We start from the raw sequence: 17,009 nt of genomic DNA, 5'->3' as shown, positions 1-17,009 counted from the left end.
GAACCTGAGGTTGGACTTGGGCATTCTCTACAGCGAGTACAGGCGCTTCGCCACCGAGATTAAGGAGATCAAGGTCATCGAGCCGAAACCGTAAGTCGCGTGATCACTGTGGTACCGGCCGAAGCCGCGCAAGTCGAGCACCGCTAGAATGAAGACATGCAGCCCTCGCTCGGCACGCAGTTGCTGTCGTTCTCCGGCGCGCTCATGATCCTGATCGCATACGCCGGACACCAGTTCCGTTGGATGAGTTCCTCGGGCGCCTGGTACAACATTCTCAACGCCGTCGGCTCGGGCATCCTGGCCTACATTGCCTTCAAGCCGTTTCAGCTCGGCTTCGTGGTGCTGGAAGTGACCTGGGTGGCGATCAGCATCTATGCGCTGTGGCGCGGACGCCGCGGCCGCGGCGCGGCGCCGGCGGCGACGAAAGCCTGAGCGGCATCACTCCATGCAAAAGCGCAGCCTGTGGACCGACCTGGGAACGCTGGCGGCGTTCTGCGCGTTTTTCTTCGTCTTCGGGGCGGGCGCCATCGGGCTGGCCGGCGCCGACGAGCCGCGCTACGCGCAGATCGCGCGCGAGATGCTGGCGCGCGGCGAGTGGATCGTCCCCATCCTGAACGGCCAGCCGTGGCTGGAGAAGCCCATCCTTTATTACTGGGAGGCGATGCTGGCGTATCGCCTCTTTGGTGTGAGCGAACTGGCGGCGCGGTTGCCTTCGGCGATCAGCGCGGCGGTGATGGTGTTTGGAGTTTATTTGTTTGTGCGGGGCGAGGCTGTGTGGCGATCGGAAGGCGAGCTGCAGCGTTCCGACTCGCCGTCCGGCATGGACGCGGCCCTGATGACGGCGTCCACCGTCGCGGTGATCGGGTTCGCGCACGGCGCCGGCACGGACATGCTGCTGGCGGCGAATTTCACCCTCGGAATGCTGGCGTGGATGGCGTGGCGGCGCCACGAAAAACGCACCTGGCTGGCGGCGTTCTACTTCTTCATGGCGCTGGGCATGCTGGCCAAGGGGCCGGTGGCGCCGGGGCTCGCCGCGATCATCATCGTGATCTTTGCCGTGCTGCGTCGCGAGCGGCGGCTGGTGTGGCGCACGCTTTGGCTGCCGGGCATCGCGCTGTTCTGCGCGGTGGCGCTGCCCTGGTACTCGGCCGTGCAGGCGCGCACCGGGACGTTCTTCCGTGTCTTCTTTCTCGAGCACAACCTGGAGCGCTTCGGGACCGACCTCTACCGGCACTCGCAGCCCTTTTGGTATTACGTCCCTGTGCTGTTGCTGTGCCTGGCGCCGTGGACGGTGTTCGCAGTGGCCGCGATGGTCGATGCCGTGAAGCGCCGGCGGGCGGGGGCGCCCGCCGCTCCCCAAGCGGAAGCAGCGCGCGATCCAGAACTGCTGCTGTTTGTTTGGGCGCTCGTGCCCGTCGTCTTCTTTTCGCTGTCGAAGTCGAAGCTTCCCGGATACATTCTGCCGGCCGTGCCCGGCTGGACGATGTTCATGGCGCTGCGAGTTGAGCGCTGGGGGCGCGAATCGGGCCGCGGCCGTACCGGCGTGCTGGCGTTGCACGCGGCGCTGTGCGCTGCGCTTGTCGTGCTGGCCATCGCCGCGCCCTACGCTGCGGTGACCCGCGGACACGTGGTGGTCCGTCCGCCAATGCTGGCGTTGATGGTGGTGGCCGCGATCATCGTGTGGTCGGGCGTGTTCTTCACGCTGCGCGCCCAGGGTTTGCGCATGCTGCGCTTCGCGACGCTGGCAGCGGTGGTCGTGGCGCTGGCGGTGGTGGTGCGCTGGGCGGGGCCGGCGATTGACGCGACGCAGTCGGCGCGCCCGGTCGCGCGCGAGCTGACCAACATTGATCAGGGCGCGAAATCCATTGCGGTGCTGCACGTGCGCCGCCAGGTGGAGTACGGGTTGAACTTCTATCGCAACGCGAAAATCGCCAGCTACGATCGGGCCGAGATTCCTCCCGGCGAGCATTTGCTGGTGGCGCGCGAGGGCTCGCAGCCGGAGCTCGACATTCTGCTTGCGGGGCGGCGCGTGTCGCACGTCGGCGAGTACCTGCCGCAGGGACTGGAGTTCTACTGGATCGGTCCGCCGGGCTCGGCGGCGCACCAGCACTGAAAAAGAAGCAATTGGCGCTTGGCGCTTAGCTCCTGGCTAAACCGGTTTCCGGCAGAGCAAATTCCCAAGTGGCAAAATGCCAACGGCCAACCGCCAAGCGCCGGTTTACCCGCGATGGAAGTGCCTCGCCGGATGCGTGCCTTGCCGCATCCCGCCGATTGCTTCGGTGTTTCCACAGACATAGACTGAGAAAAGCGCGCGCGTGGGCCATCCATGCGGGTGTGGCGCGCGGCGGGCGCAAGCGGCCCTTACGGCGCGCCGGAACGGCCGCGAAATTTTCGCGCGGCCGCTGCCCGCGGGGGCAAGCGGTGGAAATACTCGACCTAAGGCATTTTTCGTCCGGAGATTTGCGTCCGCTGCTGGACCAGGAGTCGCAGGTGTGGTCGCGCCTGCTCTCGTGGGACTACAGCAGCTCGGCGGAGATGATTCTCCGCTACGTGGACGCGAAGATTCTGCCCGGATACGCCGCCGTGGACAGCCGCCGCGTGTTCGGGTACGCGTTCTTCGTGTACGAGGGCAGCAAGGGCGTGATCGGCGACATGTTCGTGACCGACGGCAAGCTCGGTCCGTCGGGCAACGGGCGGCCGCTCACCGAGCACAAGCTGCTGGCGCACGTGATCGAGACGCTGCAGCAGTCGCCGGGCATCCATCGCATCGAGGCGCAACTGCTGGTGCACGATACCGGCGCGGTGTCGCAGCCATTTCTGAACGAAGGATTCCGGCGGCATCCTCGCCTGTTCATGGCGCTGCCGCTGCGCGGAGAAGGCGCGCCGCCGCGCGTGCCGCCGACCGCCCCGGCGGAGTTCGAGATCCGCAAGTGGTCGGAGCAGGACTTCCAGGCGGCGGCCACGCTGATCACGTCCGCGTATCGCGGGCACGTGGATTCCGACATCAACGACCAGTACCGCACGGTGAGCGGCTCGCTGCGCTTCCTCAACAACATCGTGCGCTTTCCGGGCTGCGGCACGTTTGATCCTGACGCGTCGTTCGTGGCGATTCACAAGCCCACGCGCACCCAGGCGGGGCTCATTTTGTGCTCGCGGGTGAAGAGCGACGTGGGGCACGTGACGCAGGTGTGCGTGCTGCCCGAGCATCGCGGGCGGAAGATCGGCGAAGCGCTGATCGGGGCGACGTGCGCGGCGCTGCGGCGGCGGACCTTCGCCGCGCTCTCGCTCACCGTCACGCAGGCCAACACGCGCGCGGTGGAGCTTTACAACCGCATCGGGTTTGACGTGAAGCGCGTGTTCGATGCGTTCGTGTGGGAAGGATGAAGGGATCGGGTCATCGGGTAACGAAAGGCAACAGCAAAAGCCAACCCCAAAGGCCACAAAGGCCGCGCGAAGGCCACGAAGTTAGCTTTGTTTTTCCTCGGCCGAGAGGTGCGCGCCACCCAGCAAGATCAGCCCCGAGATGAACGCCCAGAACATGAGCGTGACCGAGATCGAAAACGGGCCGTACACCTCCTGAAAATTCAGCCAGGGCAGAGCCCCGATGTAGGCGTGCTTGGAGAGTTCCCACAGCATTCCGGCGATGATCGCCGCCGGGACCACCGCGCGCGGCGGGACTTTGCCGTTGGGCAGCAACCAGTAAATGAGGAAGAAGATGGCAATGCTGGCCACAATGGCGATGAACTTCATCACCAGGTAGGCGACGACGCGGAACAGAAAACCCTCGTATCCACCCATGAGAAAGACCAGCGCGCGCTGATTGCCGGCGGTGAGCGCCACCGAGAGCAGCGCCAGCAGTCCAGCGACGAAGGCCAGTCCGAGCGAGACGAGCTGGTTGAGCAGGTAGCTGCGGTTTTTCGGAAATCCCCACACGCGGTTGAGCGCCACTTCGAGCGGTAGAAACACGCCGGTGGAGGTGATCAGCAAGATGGCCAGCGAGGCGATCTCGATGCCGCGGCGCGCGCCGGCCAGGTAGCGCACGTTGCGCACCACGAATTCCTGGCCGGTGGGCAGGTTGTCGCGCATCAGGTCGAGCACCACGTTGGTCATGGCCGGCGAGTGAAAGACGTTGCGCGTGAGCGTGAGCAGCAGCAGCACAAACGGGAAAAACGACAGGATGGCGTTGGCCGCCACCGAGAACGCGAAGGTGTGGACCTCGATCTGGGTGAGGTAGCGGATGGTAGCAGGGCCACGACGACGCAACGCGCCGGCCAGCAGCGGCAGCAGTCCCGGCCAAGGCCGGCGCTGGTTGGGAGCGGGTTGCGGCGAGGCAGGAGGCACTAAGATCATGGTAACGGCAAATGCAGAGTGAAGAATGCCAAATGAAGAATGAATGCCGCCAAGTGTGTCTCCGCTTGTGCGGTCGCTCCCCGCGTTGACGCCGCACGGAACGCGGCGTGAGCGTGGGGCGCCCTGGCACACACTCAGATCGCGAGCTTGCTCTGGCGCAATCCGTCTCAAACTGATCACGTCCCAAAATCTCTTGCGCGCAGCAGTGTTCCTGAATATGATGCGCTGCTCGCGGCCCATTGGCGGCGCGAGTTTCGCCGAAAGAACCGGCGGAGCGGAACAGGGTTCAGTGTTGGCGGAATCAGCAGAAATTAGAGCGTGCCTGGAGGACGGCGCCGCCCGGCGAGCCGCCGGATCGCGCGACCATCGCGTGCAGCGGCCACCGGAGCGGCCTTCGTGTTTTCGGGGACATTGGTTTTGCACCGCCGCAGGGGTTTAACCAGTCCGACGCGCAGCAGGCAGGCCGAGACAGATCGCGGCCGGCCACGCGCTGTCGGACCCTTCCAACCAGAAGCGAAAGGAGCCATTTCGTGAGAGAGAAGGGAACAGTGAAGTGGTTTAACGGGGCCAAAGGCTATGGCTTTATCCAGCGTTCCTCCGGCGAAGACGTGTTCGTGCACTTCTCCGCCATACAGGAGAACGGTTATCGCTCCCTGAACGAGGGCGAGACCGTGGAATTCGACCTGCTGAAGGGACCGAAAGGTTTCCAGGCGGCGAACGTGGTGCGCGTCTAGCCGAACGAACGTAACGCCGAGCCATTCTTTAGCCCTCTCGCGGAAGTGAGAGGGTTTTTTGTTGAAGAGCAGCACTCAGCAGTCAGCACTTAGCATTCAGCCCCCACCAATCGCCGAATTGCCGAAGCGCGGAATTGCCGAATTGAAAAACCTGCCGCGCGCACATCGCCTTTCAAATTCGGCAGTTCCGCAATTCGGCAGTGGTTGCTGGGCTGAATGCTGAGTGCCGCTGTCAAGCCATCGCGCGTCCGGCGATTTTCTCGAGCACTCTGATGGGCGCCGACTCGGGCGCCTGCAACGCGTCCACGGGCACGATGAACGTCTGCTCGAGCGCGTACTGTCCGGAAAGGACAGCGTGGGGGACGGTGTCGGTCATTACGAGCCACGTGGAGAGCGGAGGGAATTCAGTCCTGATCTTCGACGGCCGCGCCTGGAAGGCCGAGTTCTCCTTCAGCCAGTCGTGGAAGCGCAGCATGAAGCGGTCGTAGGCGCTGCGCTCGGTGACCGGCAGGCCAAGGGCGCGCAGCGCGCGTTGCAGCGGCGCCAGGGCCCCGGCGCCGGAGTCGGCGAAGCGGCGCAGACCGGCGCTCTCGGCGAACTCGCGCGCCAGCTCCGGGAAACGCTGGGCGGTGAGCCACACGCGCGGCCTGGGACCGATGTTGGTGAACACGCGCAGGATGCGGGCGCCGCGCGTGGGGCGGCTGGGGAAGGCGTCGACGTGCAGCAGGTCGTTGCGCTTGTGCAGCGGCAGGCCGCGTCCTTCTTCCTCCAGCGGACGGAAGCTGGCGTAGTCCAGAGTCCAGCGGCCGGCGTAGGGCGCGAGCAGGCGCGCGGTGAACTCGGCCACGGCCCTGGAGTAGCCGCGCATCACCGCGTGCAGGCGGGCCAGGTCATCACCCTCAACGCCGGCGCCGCGCAGCACGTCCTGGGCGGGGCGGTACGAGACGTTCTTGTGAATGCGCGACTCGCCGCGCCGCTGCGAGAGCAGGAAGTCGATGTCCGCCTGAGGGAAGTCGAAGGGAATGCCGGTGAGATAAAGGATGGCGCCGGCCTCGAGCTGGCGGCACACGCCGGCCGCGCGGCCCGGCCAGGCGGCAGGGAAGTCGGTGATATGCGCGACGCCTTCGGGCATGCGTGATTCAGTGTAAATCGCCACAGCGCCAAGGCGACACGCCTAACCGCGGAGACGCTGAGGCGCGGAGAAAAACAAAGAAGGAATTTGCGATTGGTCTTCTCCGCGGCTCCGTGTCTCCGCGGTTACGAAGGATGGTCGCAAGAAGAAAAGGCCCGGACCGGGGTCCGGGCCTCTGAGTTTCGAAGAGCGCGCTTACTTGTGTGCGGTGATCCGGTCATAGACTAGGCCGCCCACGCCGCCGGCGAGTGCGCCGATGGCTGCGCCCTTGCCGCCGCCAGCGAGCGCGCCGATGGCCGCGCCGGCGCCGGCCGATCCGGCCACGATCAGGACTGAGTCACGCGTGGAGCGGCTGCGGCGGACCGGCTCGCCGTAGGCGTCGCGCTGCACGTCATTCGCGTAAGCCTGGTTCGAGTAGTTCGAGTCGCTGTACGCGTTGTTGCCGTAGGTGCGGCGAGCGCGCCGGACCGGTTGCGCCGGGGCGGCATTCTGCGCCACGGCCGTCTGCGTGGGCTGCAAAGTGACCGGCCCATTGCTGGCCGTGAGATTGTCGGAGAGACGCGGCACGTACATCGCCAGCGCCGTTCCCAGCAGCGCGGTCAGCAAAGAGGTTGCGATTACGGTGCGCATCAACCTGGGTTTCATGGTTTCCTCCCAACAGCCGGGTATAAAAGCAGGGCTCGTTCCAAAGCTAACCTGATGATTTCATTAGACTTGATTAAGAATCAGGTGTGTAGAAAGTGCTCGGGCATGGGAGAAAAATGACCAGCGGTCAGGATGGAGTTCGTCAGTCAGTCAGTCAGTCAGTCAGTCAGTCAGCCGGCCGTGTGGGCTTGGCTGACCGACTGACCGACTTACCCAAGTCTGGCCAGCGCCCAGCGGGCGTGCTCGGCGACCACGGGATCGCCATCCTCGGCCAGCTTTTCCAGCGCCGGTGCGAAGCGCCGGTCCCGACTGTTGCCCATGGCGACGGCGAGGTTGCGGCGAATTCCCTTGCGCTTGGCGCGGGCCAGCGGCGAGCGACGTAGCAGTCGCTGGAGCCCTTCATCGTCGAGCGCCGCCAGCCATTCGAGGGCGGGATTCACCAGCTCAGGCCGCGCGGCGGCTGGAAGCCCGGCGCGGTTGTCGCGGCGCGCCTTGACGTTCCATGGGCAAACATCCTGGCAGATGTCGCAGCCGACGACGTGCCGCCCGATGCCGGGGCGGAGTTCTTCGGGAATCGGGCCGCGTTTTTCGATGGTGAGATAGGCGATGCAGAGCCGCGAATCAAGTTCGCCGGGCGCGACAATCGCCTGCGTCGGGCAGGCATCGATGCAGCGCGTGCAGGTTCCGCAGCGGTCGGCGGCGGGCAGCGAGGGCTCGAGGTCGAGCGAAGTCAGAATCACGCCCAGGAAGATGAATGAACCTTGCCGCTGGTTGATGACGCAAGTGTTCTTGCCGATCCATCCGATGCCGGCGTGGCGGGCGTAGACGCGCTCAACCAGCGGCCCGGTGTCAACGTAGCAGCGCGTCTGGAGCGGGGCGTTCGGTTGCGGCTGTTGCGCGGCGTGTGCTTCGCGTATCCGTGCCTCGACCTGACGCAGGCGAGCCAGCATCGAATCGTGATAATCGTCGCTCGACCAGGCGTAGCGTGAGATCCAGCCGCGGCCGGGGTGGTTGCACTCGGTCGAGAGGGGATGGGCGGTGTCGTAGCTCCTGGCGCAGACGATGACCGAGCGGGCCCACGGCACGGCGTTGCGCAGGGCGGCGCGGCGCAGCCGGCCGTGCTCGTCGCGCGACTTCAAATATTCCATCTCGGCGGCGTGGCCGCTGGCAATCCACTCGGGAAAGCGGGCCAGCTCAGGGAAGTTGCTGTCCTCGACTGCGGCAATGCCGGCCAGGTCGAAACCGGCGGCCAGCGCGGCATTGCGCACAAACTGGGAAAACTCCTGCACGGCCCCATTATTTCACTTCTATTCCACTTCGCTTCGCCGTGGAACGCCTGTTCCCACTCTGGGTCGCGTGGTGGCCAGAGAAACGCCTCAAAGTGCGTGGGGGCGAGAGAAGGCCGCGGACGCGGTCAAGTGCTGTGTTGCGCAATCAGAGAGACTAGTAACTACTAAGTACATATTCAGAGATACCGCGAGAATGGCCGCAATTGTGCTGCCGGAAACAGAGCCACTCCGACGCTTCGGGCGGCCCCCGGGACCCAGATGACTGCTCACCCTTGCTCCCTGGAAAGACGCTGTCTGCCGCGGCTTTTGGGCGGCCTGGTTCTTCTTTGCGCGCTTTTGCCGGCCGGATCGGCGCGCGTTTTCGCCGCGCCCTGCCCGCAAAGCTCGATTGACCCATCGGTAACTATCTGCACGCCGGCGAACGGCGCCACGGTGAGTTCGCCCATCCACGTGGTGGCCGGCGCCAACGACTCCAAGCCGATCCGCGTGCTGCAGGTTTATCTGGACGGGGTGAAGGTGTACGAGATCGCGGCCAGCAGCCTCGACACCAGCATCAACGCCAACGCCGGCACGCGCCGCCTCACCGTGCAGGGCCTGGATACGGCCAGCCGTGTATTCAAGCAGACGATCTATGTGACGGTCACCTCCGGACCGCCGCCGCCTCCGCCGCCTCCCCCGCCGCCGGGTGGTGGCGGGCTTTCCAGCATCAAGCACATTTTCTTCATGCTCCAGGAGAACCGCTCGTTCGACAACTACTTCGGACGCATGGGCCAATACCGCCGCGACCGCGGCTTCAACGACCAGTTCGACGAGCTGCCGCTGAACGTACAGTTCAAAGACCGCGCCGGACATCTCGTCTCGCCGTACCACTACCAAACGGTGTGCACCGACAATCTGAGTCCGAGCTGGAATGAGAGCCACTACGACGCGCACATCACCGGGACGACGTACACGAACATGAGTTCGAGCACGAAGTTCCTGATGGACCGCTTCATGCTGACCACCGGATCGGCGCCCAGTTCGATCGATCCCGACGGCACGCGCGCCATGGGTTACTACGACTGGACCGACCTGCCGTACTACTACGAACTGGCGTTCCAGTTCGCCACCAGCGACCGGTTCTTCTCGCCGCTGCTCTCGAACACGATTCCGAACCGCATGTATATGTTCACCGGAACGTCGTTCGGCAACGTGCGGCCGGTGACGCCGCCCAGCGGCGGCTTCACGCAGAAGACGATCTTCGAGGCGCTCGACAACGCCGGTGTTTCCTGGCGCTACTACTACCTGGACAGCAGCGTTTTCCTGGCGCAGTTCTCGATCTGGGGCAAGGACCAGGGGAAGGTCTACAACATCTCCAAGTTCTTCACCGACATTCAGAACCCGAGCACGCTGCCTTCGGTGATCTTCATCGAGCGCGGCAGCCAGACGGGCCTCGACGAGCACCCGCTGAACAACATCCAGAAGGGCTCGGCCAAGGTGAAGCAGATCCTGGACGCGCTCATGGCCAGCCCCACCTGGGGATCGTCGGCGTTCATCCTGGCGTTCGACGAAGGCGGCGGGCTCTACGACCACGTGCCGCCGCAGCCCATGCCCAAGCCCGACAACATCGCCCCCAAGCTGAACTCGACCGACATCGCGGCGAACTTCGACCTGACCGGCTTCCGCGTGCCGTTCATCATCGTCTCGCCGTGGATCCGGCCGCACTTTGTGTCGCACCGGGTGCGCGACGTCGGCTCGATCCTGAAGCTGATCGAGACCCGTTTTGGAGTCGGCCCGCTGACCATGCGTGACGCCAGCGCCGACGACATGACCGAGTTCTTCGACTTCAGCAACCCGGCCTTGCTCACGCCGCCGCCACTGCCCGCGCAGCCGGCGACCGGCGTCTGCGACAAGACGAAGCAGAACGCGCCGGGACACTGAGGCCGTACTCGGCCGCTTCTCGAGAGGGGAGCGGCCGATCTTGTTGGGATGGCGCCCCACGTCGCGCCGCGTTGTTTGCGGCGATAACGTGGGTCGTCTCTTGCGCAGTAAACGTCGCGTGCGCGTTCCAACGCTACTTCAGATTGAACGCTGCGAGAAGGACAGGCTTTGTCCATTCGGGCGCCTCGGCAGGCTCGCACGACTCGATCAATTTGCCGCGTTGTACATGCAGGACCAGCATCGGCCGGGGGACCGCGCCGGCCGCCGGATCGGCGTCGTAGCTGTTGTCATAGACGAGCAGTTCGGTAAGCTGCGGCAACAGACGGATGAGATTCAGCCGGCTGCGGTGATAGCGCTCGCGAATTCGATCTTCCGGAATGTCGTGACCACCGCGGGCAACGCGGGCACGCACGCGCGCGATGTGGAGGTCGGGACTGCTGAGGCCCGCGTACCACATGCGCACTTCGATCCCTGTGGCCAGGGCCTGCTCGAGAAGCGCCACGATGGTGTTGCCGCCAAGCGTCGTCTCAAATGCAAAATTCAGCCGCTCGTCGATCGCGCGCTCTAGTAGCCGCTTGCCCTGATTCCACGCGGCGCTGTTCGCTTCCTCCTGGCTGAACGCGGGATTTTCCTCACGAATTCTGCGGGCCGCCTCGTCCGGATTGAAGTATCCCGGCCCGCGCCGCGAGAACATCGCGCCGGCGATGCTGCTCTTTCCCGCGCCGTTGGTCCCGGCGAGCACGTAGATGCAGGGTGATGGAGCGGACTCAGCCACGCTTGCGCGCGGCGGCCACGGCCGCTTTGCCCAGCTGCGCGGGTGTGGCATGGAAGGCGGCGCTCAATTGCGCGGCGGCGCGCGGCGACTGCATGCGGGCCAGAAGCGCGTCATATTCCCGGCTGAGCGCTTCGAGCTGCGCTTCAGGGGCACGGCGGAGGGCGGTGAACTGCTCCATCGACATGAGCACCGCCTTGGGTGTCTGGTGCTTGGTGATCACGACGGTCTCTCCCCGAAGGGCCTGCTCCAGCATGCGGCCAAACTCGTTCTTGGCGGCTGTGGCCGTGTACGAGGCGCCGCCCTCCCGCCCGGTCAGGGCGCGATGCGGCTGGCGACCGCGTGTCCGGCGATTTCGCTTGGCACCGAGTCCCATGTCAATCCTGCGCTTTTTGTACATTTTAGCTAATTTGGACAGAAAGTCAAGGCCTCTCTTCAGCCGGTCCCGCGCTGGACACGGCCGCTCCCCTGAGGGCCCGAGCCGCCTCCAACAGGGTAGGCTGACCTCGGGCCGTCCTAGACTCGCCTGCGCTTGACGGGCGACCGAGCAGGAGTACTTTTGCTCGCGCAACGCGAGTAGTTAAATATAGTAGTCCATCGCAAGGTTGTGCTTAGCGCGGAGGCGTCGTGCAAAAACTCATCATAGTATCAATCGCAATAATGCTGGCTAGTGCCGCGACGGGGCAGGTCCATTCCCCCACGCTAACCGAACGCGCCGAACGCGATGGCCGTGTTCGCGACATCGCGCTGCCGGAAAACCTTTCTATTGAAGACTGGGACGAGATTATCCAGGACTCGGAAGTAATCGCTCGAGTAACGGTTCTCAGCGAGGAAAGTAAGTTATCACCAGATGAGCATTTCGTCATAACCGATTACCAAGCTCGCATAGGGGAGGTCCTTAAGGATCCAGGCGGGCTTCTTGGTAACACGAAGTCCCCAATCACCATATCGAAGGTGGGGGGCGCGCTCCAGTACAAGGGGAAGCCTATCGCACTGGAGACGCCCTGGTTCCCTCCACTGGAGCGCCAAAAGAGTTATGTAGTTTTCTTGGGGCTAGTCAATAAAGATGTACGCGGGCGCTTCGGTATTCTGGGATTTGAGGCGGGTGTTTACTGCGTGGACGGAGATGTAGCCTCATGCATGACGCCGAACCGCAAAGTTCGTGGGCAGCCGTGTGGTCCGGGCACAACTTCTCTTACCAAATCGGTTAAGGAGAAGGTAAGCGCGCAAGAAAAGGCGAAGTGATCGCAAAGTAGAGCACGATCCAGCGGACTTGTGTGGTGCCGATCCTTGTTATGACATTGTAGGTTGCCTTGAGTGCGACCCATACACTTGTCAGTGTAATAGTGTCAACCCACATCGCCCGATCATTGTTGCCGTGCTTAGGAGTGGCTACGCATTGACGAGCTCCGCTGATGGTGCGAGGTTCGACTTGGCAGCGACAGGCGTCCGGGACGCATTTCATGGACTGCTGCAGGATCGCTGACGCCGTTGGCGTTCTTTTTTCCCCAGGGCCTCGCGCGCAGGATTGGCGCCCCGGACGTCTGCCGTTGCCGGTATTGGCTCGAATTCGGCTGCCCTTGCCGGGCCGCATCCAACCAAGCTAGCCTATTCCCATCCTGACGCGTGCGCGTGGGGCGCACGCCTGCCGGGCAGTCCCGGGGCCCGGTTGCTGCATCGGACTTGAGCGGATGCTGAACCGCCGCCAGCGCTACGACATCGACGTCCTCAAGCCGGAGAAGCAGGACGCCGGCGAACGCGTACACAACTGGAACGAGGTCTACCAGCCCTACACCATCGAGATGGCGGTGATCGAGGCGCAGCGCTGCCTGCTCTGCGAGCACGCGCCCTGCATGCAGGCCTGCCCGCTGCACAACGACATTCCCGGCGCCTTCTTCCTGCTGGGCGAAGGCGACGTGGTCGGCGCCGCGGAAAAATTCCTGGAAACTTCCAACATGCCCGACGTGTGCGGGCGCATCTGTCCGCAGGAGAAACTCTGCGAAGGCGCGTGCGTGGTGGCGGCGCATAAAGCGCCGGTGACGATCGGGAAGCTGGAAGCGTTTGTTGTGGACCACGTCAGGCAAAACTACGGATATCCGCCGCGCCAGCGCGCGCCGCGCAGCGGGATGTACGTTGCCGTGGTCGGCGCCGGGCCTGCCGGCCTGGCGGTCGCCGAAGAGCTTGCCGTGCGCGGGCACGACGTGGTGGTTTACGACGCCTGGCCGGTGCCGGGCGGACTGCTGCTCTACGGCATCCCGAATTTCAAGCTCGACAAGGAGATGGTCTTCGAAAAGCTGCGCTACCTCGAGGGCCTGGGAATCCGCTTCATCTGCGACTACCACGTTGGGCGCGACCATCCGGTGGAAGCGCTGCTGCACCCGCAGACGGGAATCGTGGGCGCACCCGAGCGCGGCTTCGACCTCATGTTCCTCGGCTACGGGGCGGTGAAGGGCGGCGAGATGAAGATCGAGGGCGAGCACCTGCGCCACGTTTACCAGGCCACCGAGTACCTGGTGCGCGGGAACCTGCCTCCCGAGTTTCTGCCGCCGTCGATGCGGAACGCCAGCGCGAATGGCAGCGGGGATTTCCGCCCGCATACCGGCGCCGTGACCATCGTGGTCGGCGGCGGCGATACCGGGATGGACTGCGTGCGCACCGCGCGCCGCCTGAATCCCGACGGCAAGGTGTACTGCCTCTACCGCCGCACCGAAGCCGAGATGCTGGGCCGCATGGAAGAGCGCATCCACGCGCGCGAGGAGGGCGTGATCTTCGAGTACCTCACGCTCCCGATTCGCTTCCTCGGCGACGAAGCGGGAGCGGTGAAGGCGGCCGAGTGCGTGCGCATGCAACTGGGCGAGCCCGACGCCAAGGGCCGGCGGTCGCCCGTGCCGATCGAGGGATCGAACTTCATCCTGCCGTGCGACACGGTGGCGCTGGCCATCGGCTACAACGTGGACACGGAAATCCCGGAGACCACGCCCGAGCTGAGGACCACGCCCTGGGGCTCGGTCATCGTGCAGAGCGAGGAGACGGGGCAGACCTCGCGCGAAGAGATTTACGCCGCCGGTGACGACGTGCGCGGCGCCGACCTGGTGGTGACGGCGCTGGCGGCAGCGCGCAAAGCGGCCGTGGCCATGGACAGGAGACTGGCGACGATGCTGGCGCGGCGCACGGCCTGAACGCGCAGGTCACTTTTCAAAATTCCCGGTTCAATTTCCGAAAAGCTGAATGACAAGTGCGCGGCGCCGCGACGGGCCGGCGTCCGTGCCGTCGCACGAGATTGTCTCGCCATGTGCAACCCTCGGGGGAGAAGCATGCATCTGGTGGTGGCATCGGGCACAGCAGGTCGTCGTCATACGACTTGTCCTGGCGCCTGAGCGCCCGGCGCTGCATCGCTTCCGCCGTTTCGTCTGGGCCCCTTGCTTTGCCACCAACACTTCACACCGGCGCACCGCTGAGCGGATGCGCCGGAGGCACGGAAAAACGCACATCCGGCGCCGAGGCCCTTGTGCGCCCTGGCGCCAAAGGAGAAGCAACGCTGATGAGCACATTCCCGTTTCCCCGCAACGCCGCACGGACAGGGAGGACCGCGGCAGCCGTTTTCCTTGTTCTGTTCGCATTCAGTTCGTTTGCCCAGACCGCGAAACTCGGCGGCGGACTGGACCAGCAACTCGCCTCCGCGTCCTCCACCGACAAGCTTGAAGTCATCGTCACTTTCCAGGGCGACACGATCAGCGATTCGCAGATGTCCGCGCTCAGGTCGCTGGGCATCAGCAACGGCGTGGCCATGCGCTCGCTGCCCATCGCGGGCGTGCTCGCCACGCCGGCGCAAATCCAGGCGCTGGCCCGGATGGCTGGCGTGCGCTCGCTGTGGGCCAACAAGAAGCTCACCTGGTTCAACTACGAAACCACGGCGGTGACCGGTGTGCAGAAGCTGCAAACCGACCCCGTCATGATTGCGCGCAATAACGGCTTGCCGTACCTGGGGACCGGAGTCGGAGTGGTGGTGAACGACACGGGCATCGACGGGACCAGCGCGGACCTGCAGTATCCGACGCACGTTGTGCAGAACGTCCAGGGCGCAACCAATCTTCACGCGGTCAACGACATGGCGCCCATCACCTATCTGGAGAACCAGCCTGACACCGACACCGCCGGCCACGGCACGCACGTGGCGGGAACGGTGGGCGGAAACGGCGCGCGCTCCGGGGGCAAATACGCCGGCGCGGCGCCCGGCGCGAAGATCGTGGGCTACGGGTCGGGACTGGTGATCTTCGTGCTCGACGGAGTGGGCGGATTTGACTACGCCGTCACCAACCAGGCGACCTACAACATTCGCGTCATCACGAACTCATTCGGGACCAGCGATCCCACGGTTGATCCGGACGATCCGCTGGTGGTCGCAACTTACAAGGCGTACAAGCGCGGCATCGCCGTAGTGTTCGCCGCCGGCAATGACGGTCCGGGACTCGACACGCTGAACCCCTACGCCAAGCTGCCCTGGGTGATCGGCGTGGCGGCGACCGACAAGCAGGGCCGCCTCACCGACTTCTCCTCGCGCGGCGTTGACGGCGACAAACAAACCATCGTCGAAGACGGTGAAACCTGGACCGTGCTGAACCAGCCCACCATCGGCGCTCCCGGGCGCTTCATCATCTCGGTGCGCGCCAGCGGGGAGACGAATTCGTTGATCGCCGGCGACGCCGGGCCGCAGGAAGACGCGAACCGCATCGAACCGGCGTACCTGCCCTTCTACACCGTGCTCACCGGCACCTCGCAGGCCACGCCGCACGTGGCAGGCGTCATTGCGCTGATGCTGCAGGCAAATCCGAAGCTGGGTCCGCTTGACGTGAAAAGCATTCTGCAGCAGACCGCGACCAACATTCCCGGGCGGGCGGCGTGGGAAGCAGGCGCGGGCATGGTGAACGCGTATGCGGCCGTGGACCGCGCCGCGGTCTCTACCCGCGGATACGGCAAGACGGTGAACGCGCTGCGCACCTTCAACAGCAACGTAGTAGCGACCACCACCAAATCGAATTTCACCGTTGACTACAACCCGGTCATCTCCCAGGCGCCGACCGGCAACAAATACACCTTCCAGGTGGGCGCCAACACCGAACAGCTGGCGGTGAACATACAGGCGCTCGGCGTGCAGAACGGCGTGCAGGACACGGGTAATCCCATTGACCTGTTCCTGATCGCGCCCGACGGCGCCGAGTATGAGTCCGCCGTCCCGGTGGCATTCACCGTCTTTACCGGACGTTCGGTGGTAGTGGATGCGCCGGCGCCGGGGACCTGGACCGTCTATCTGCGCGCGCTGGTTGGCGTGCAGGGCAACGACGTCTCCACGGTTCCTGAAACGGTGACCGGATCGATCTACACCATTACCGCCGGCGCGGTGACCGGGCTGAACGATATCGGCAAGAGCCCGGCGGCCAGCGCCATCAAGGTTGCCGTGTCGGAGCGGCTGGTGGACGGCGTGGGCGGCGGCAGCTTCCAGCCGAACAGCAACCTCGCCCGCATCGACATGGCCAACTACCTCACCATGGGCGCGGCGACGCGGCAGTTCCTGCCGGTTGACGGCACGCGCACGTTCGCCGACGTGACCGCGGCGCAGACCGAATTCGCCGAGTCGGCGGCGGTGAAGGGCGCGGCCCTGCGCGACATGTTCTTCAGCGCGCGCGGCGTGGAGCCGGCAACCAGCCCCGGCGTGTTCTCGCCCAAGGGCAACGTGAGCCGCGCGCAGCTCGCCTACTCGCTGGTGCAGAGCCTGGGCCTGGAGGGCCAGGCGCTGCAGCTCAACGGGCAGCAGGTGACGGTCGTCTACCAGGCGCAGCGCATTCCGATCGAGGACGCGGGCAGCATCCCTGCCGGCCTCGCCGGATACGTGCAACTGGCGCTCGACCTCAACCTGATGAACGCGTACTTCACCGTGACGCAGGGGCCGTTCGACCTGCAACCGGTGGTGCACGCCACCTTCAAGCCGCTCAACAACGTTACGCGCGCCGAGTACGCGGTGAGCGCGACGCGCTTGCTGGGGGTGTACAACACGGAGTAAAGCAGTTTGATTCCGAGCGAAGCGAGGGACCCCTGTTGCTCCCGGTAAGCACGGGTCAGGTAGGGGTCCCTCGTCGCTATGCTCCTCGGGATCTAAGAAAAACATCGGG

14 protein-coding genes are annotated in these 17,009 nt (G+C 64.8%); 8 read left to right on the top strand and 6 right to left on the bottom strand.

Going from position 1 to position 17,009, the window contains the following annotated elements; genetic code table 11:
* Positions 1-156 precede the first annotated feature (156 nt).
* The 3 genes from VFA60_02215 (at position 157) to VFA60_02205 (ending at position 3,384) form a co-directional block, all read left to right on the top strand.
* The gene (locus VFA60_02215; GenBank protein ID HZQ90589.1) at positions 157-432 is read left to right on the top strand and encodes a hypothetical protein; all 276 of its coding nucleotides are present in this window, start codon (positions 157-159) and stop codon (positions 430-432) included.
* Between the two features lie 13 nt (positions 433-445).
* Positions 446-2,113, top strand: a complete 1,668-nt coding sequence (locus tag VFA60_02210) for a glycosyltransferase family 39 protein (GenBank protein ID HZQ90588.1) — start codon at positions 446-448, stop codon at positions 2,111-2,113.
* Between the two features lie 347 nt (positions 2,114-2,460).
* Positions 2,461-3,384 (top strand): N-acetyltransferase, encoded by a 924-nt coding sequence (locus VFA60_02205; GenBank protein ID HZQ90587.1) that lies wholly within the window; start codon positions 2,461-2,463, stop codon positions 3,382-3,384.
* A gap of 81 nt (positions 3,385-3,465) precedes the next feature.
* Here the strand turns inward: VFA60_02205 and VFA60_02200 are convergent, their stop codons facing one another.
* A complete protein-coding gene (locus VFA60_02200; GenBank protein HZQ90586.1) occupies positions 3,466-4,350 on the bottom strand; it encodes a YihY/virulence factor BrkB family protein in 885 nt (294 codons plus the stop codon).
* 530 nt (positions 4,351-4,880) lie between these two features.
* On the opposite strand from VFA60_02200, the gene VFA60_02195 reads away from it, so the two are divergent.
* Positions 4,881-5,084, top strand: a complete 204-nt coding sequence (locus VFA60_02195; protein HZQ90585.1) for a cold shock domain-containing protein — start codon at positions 4,881-4,883, stop codon at positions 5,082-5,084.
* 232 nt (positions 5,085-5,316) lie between these two features.
* On the opposite strand, the gene VFA60_02190 is transcribed toward VFA60_02195, so the two are convergent.
* The 3 genes from VFA60_02190 to queG all read right to left on the bottom strand — a co-directional run bounded on the left by VFA60_02190 (position 5,317) and on the right by queG (position 8,150).
* On the bottom strand, positions 5,317-6,216 hold the full coding sequence (locus VFA60_02190) for a Kdo hydroxylase family protein (GenBank protein HZQ90584.1): 900 nt from the start codon (positions 6,214-6,216) through the stop codon (positions 5,317-5,319).
* 195 nt (positions 6,217-6,411) lie between these two features.
* Complete coding sequence (locus VFA60_02185; GenBank protein ID HZQ90583.1) at positions 6,412-6,861, bottom strand: hypothetical protein; 450 nt, start codon at positions 6,859-6,861, stop codon at positions 6,412-6,414.
* A 209-nt stretch (positions 6,862-7,070) separates the two neighbouring features.
* On the bottom strand, positions 7,071-8,150 hold the full coding sequence (gene queG / locus VFA60_02180) for a tRNA epoxyqueuosine(34) reductase QueG (GenBank protein HZQ90582.1): 1,080 nt from the start codon (positions 8,148-8,150) through the stop codon (positions 7,071-7,073).
* Between the two features lie 336 nt (positions 8,151-8,486).
* On the opposite strand from queG, the gene VFA60_02175 reads away from it, so the two are divergent.
* A complete protein-coding gene (locus VFA60_02175) occupies positions 8,487-10,070 on the top strand; it encodes an alkaline phosphatase family protein (GenBank protein ID HZQ90581.1) in 1,584 nt (527 codons plus the stop codon).
* Between the two features lie 133 nt (positions 10,071-10,203).
* Here the strand turns inward: VFA60_02175 and VFA60_02170 are convergent, their stop codons facing one another.
* Positions 10,204-10,845 carry a zeta toxin family protein gene (locus VFA60_02170; protein ID HZQ90580.1) on the bottom strand — a complete coding sequence of 214 codons (642 nt, stop codon included), beginning with the start codon at positions 10,843-10,845 and terminating at the stop codon, positions 10,204-10,206.
* Positions 10,838-11,218, bottom strand: coding sequence for a type II toxin-antitoxin system prevent-host-death family antitoxin (locus VFA60_02165; GenBank protein HZQ90579.1), 381 nt, complete (start codon positions 11,216-11,218; stop codon positions 10,838-10,840). Before VFA60_02165 ends, VFA60_02170 begins: the two co-directional genes overlap by 8 nt.
* 251 nt (positions 11,219-11,469) lie before the next feature.
* Here VFA60_02165 and VFA60_02160 point away from each other — a divergent pair, with 251 nt between their 5' ends.
* The 3 genes from VFA60_02160 to VFA60_02150 all read left to right on the top strand — a co-directional run bounded on the left by VFA60_02160 (position 11,470) and on the right by VFA60_02150 (position 16,900).
* A complete protein-coding gene (locus VFA60_02160) occupies positions 11,470-12,087 on the top strand; it encodes a hypothetical protein (protein ID HZQ90578.1) in 618 nt (205 codons plus the stop codon).
* 446 nt (positions 12,088-12,533) lie between these two features.
* Entirely contained in the window at positions 12,534-14,021 is a 1,488-nt protein-coding gene (locus tag VFA60_02155) for an NAD(P)-dependent oxidoreductase (GenBank protein ID HZQ90577.1), read from the top strand.
* 362 nt (positions 14,022-14,383) lie between these two features.
* A complete protein-coding gene (locus VFA60_02150) occupies positions 14,384-16,900 on the top strand; it encodes a S8 family serine peptidase (GenBank protein HZQ90576.1) in 2,517 nt (838 codons plus the stop codon).
* The last annotated feature ends 109 nt before the right edge of the window (positions 16,901-17,009 follow it).

Source organism: Terriglobales bacterium, assembly GCA_035651995.1.
Lineage (GTDB): Bacteria > Acidobacteriota > Terriglobia > Terriglobales > Acidobacteriaceae > DASRER01.
This window is presented reverse-complemented; position numbering and strand designations above follow the sequence as displayed.

What these genes read in the sequence shown, in the direction of transcription:
- VFA60_02190 (HZQ90584.1), bottom strand. Translation starts at nt 6,216, where the DNA reads ATGCCCGAAGGCGTCGCGCATATCACCGACTTCCCTGCCGCCTGGCCG.
- VFA60_02150 (HZQ90576.1), top strand. Translation starts at nt 14,384, where the DNA reads ATGAGCACATTCCCGTTTCCCCGCAACGCCGCACGGACAGGGAGGACC.
- VFA60_02215 (HZQ90589.1), top strand. Translation starts at nt 157, where the DNA reads ATGCAGCCCTCGCTCGGCACGCAGTTGCTGTCGTTCTCCGGCGCGCTC.
- VFA60_02165 (HZQ90579.1), bottom strand. Translation starts at nt 11,218, where the DNA reads ATGGGACTCGGTGCCAAGCGAAATCGCCGGACACGCGGTCGCCAGCCG.
- VFA60_02155 (HZQ90577.1), top strand. Translation starts at nt 12,534, where the DNA reads ATGCTGAACCGCCGCCAGCGCTACGACATCGACGTCCTCAAGCCGGAG.
- VFA60_02200 (HZQ90586.1), bottom strand. Translation starts at nt 4,350, where the DNA reads ATGATCTTAGTGCCTCCTGCCTCGCCGCAACCCGCTCCCAACCAGCGC.
- VFA60_02210 (HZQ90588.1), top strand. Translation starts at nt 446, where the DNA reads ATGCAAAAGCGCAGCCTGTGGACCGACCTGGGAACGCTGGCGGCGTTC.
- VFA60_02185 (HZQ90583.1), bottom strand. Translation starts at nt 6,861, where the DNA reads ATGAAACCCAGGTTGATGCGCACCGTAATCGCAACCTCTTTGCTGACC.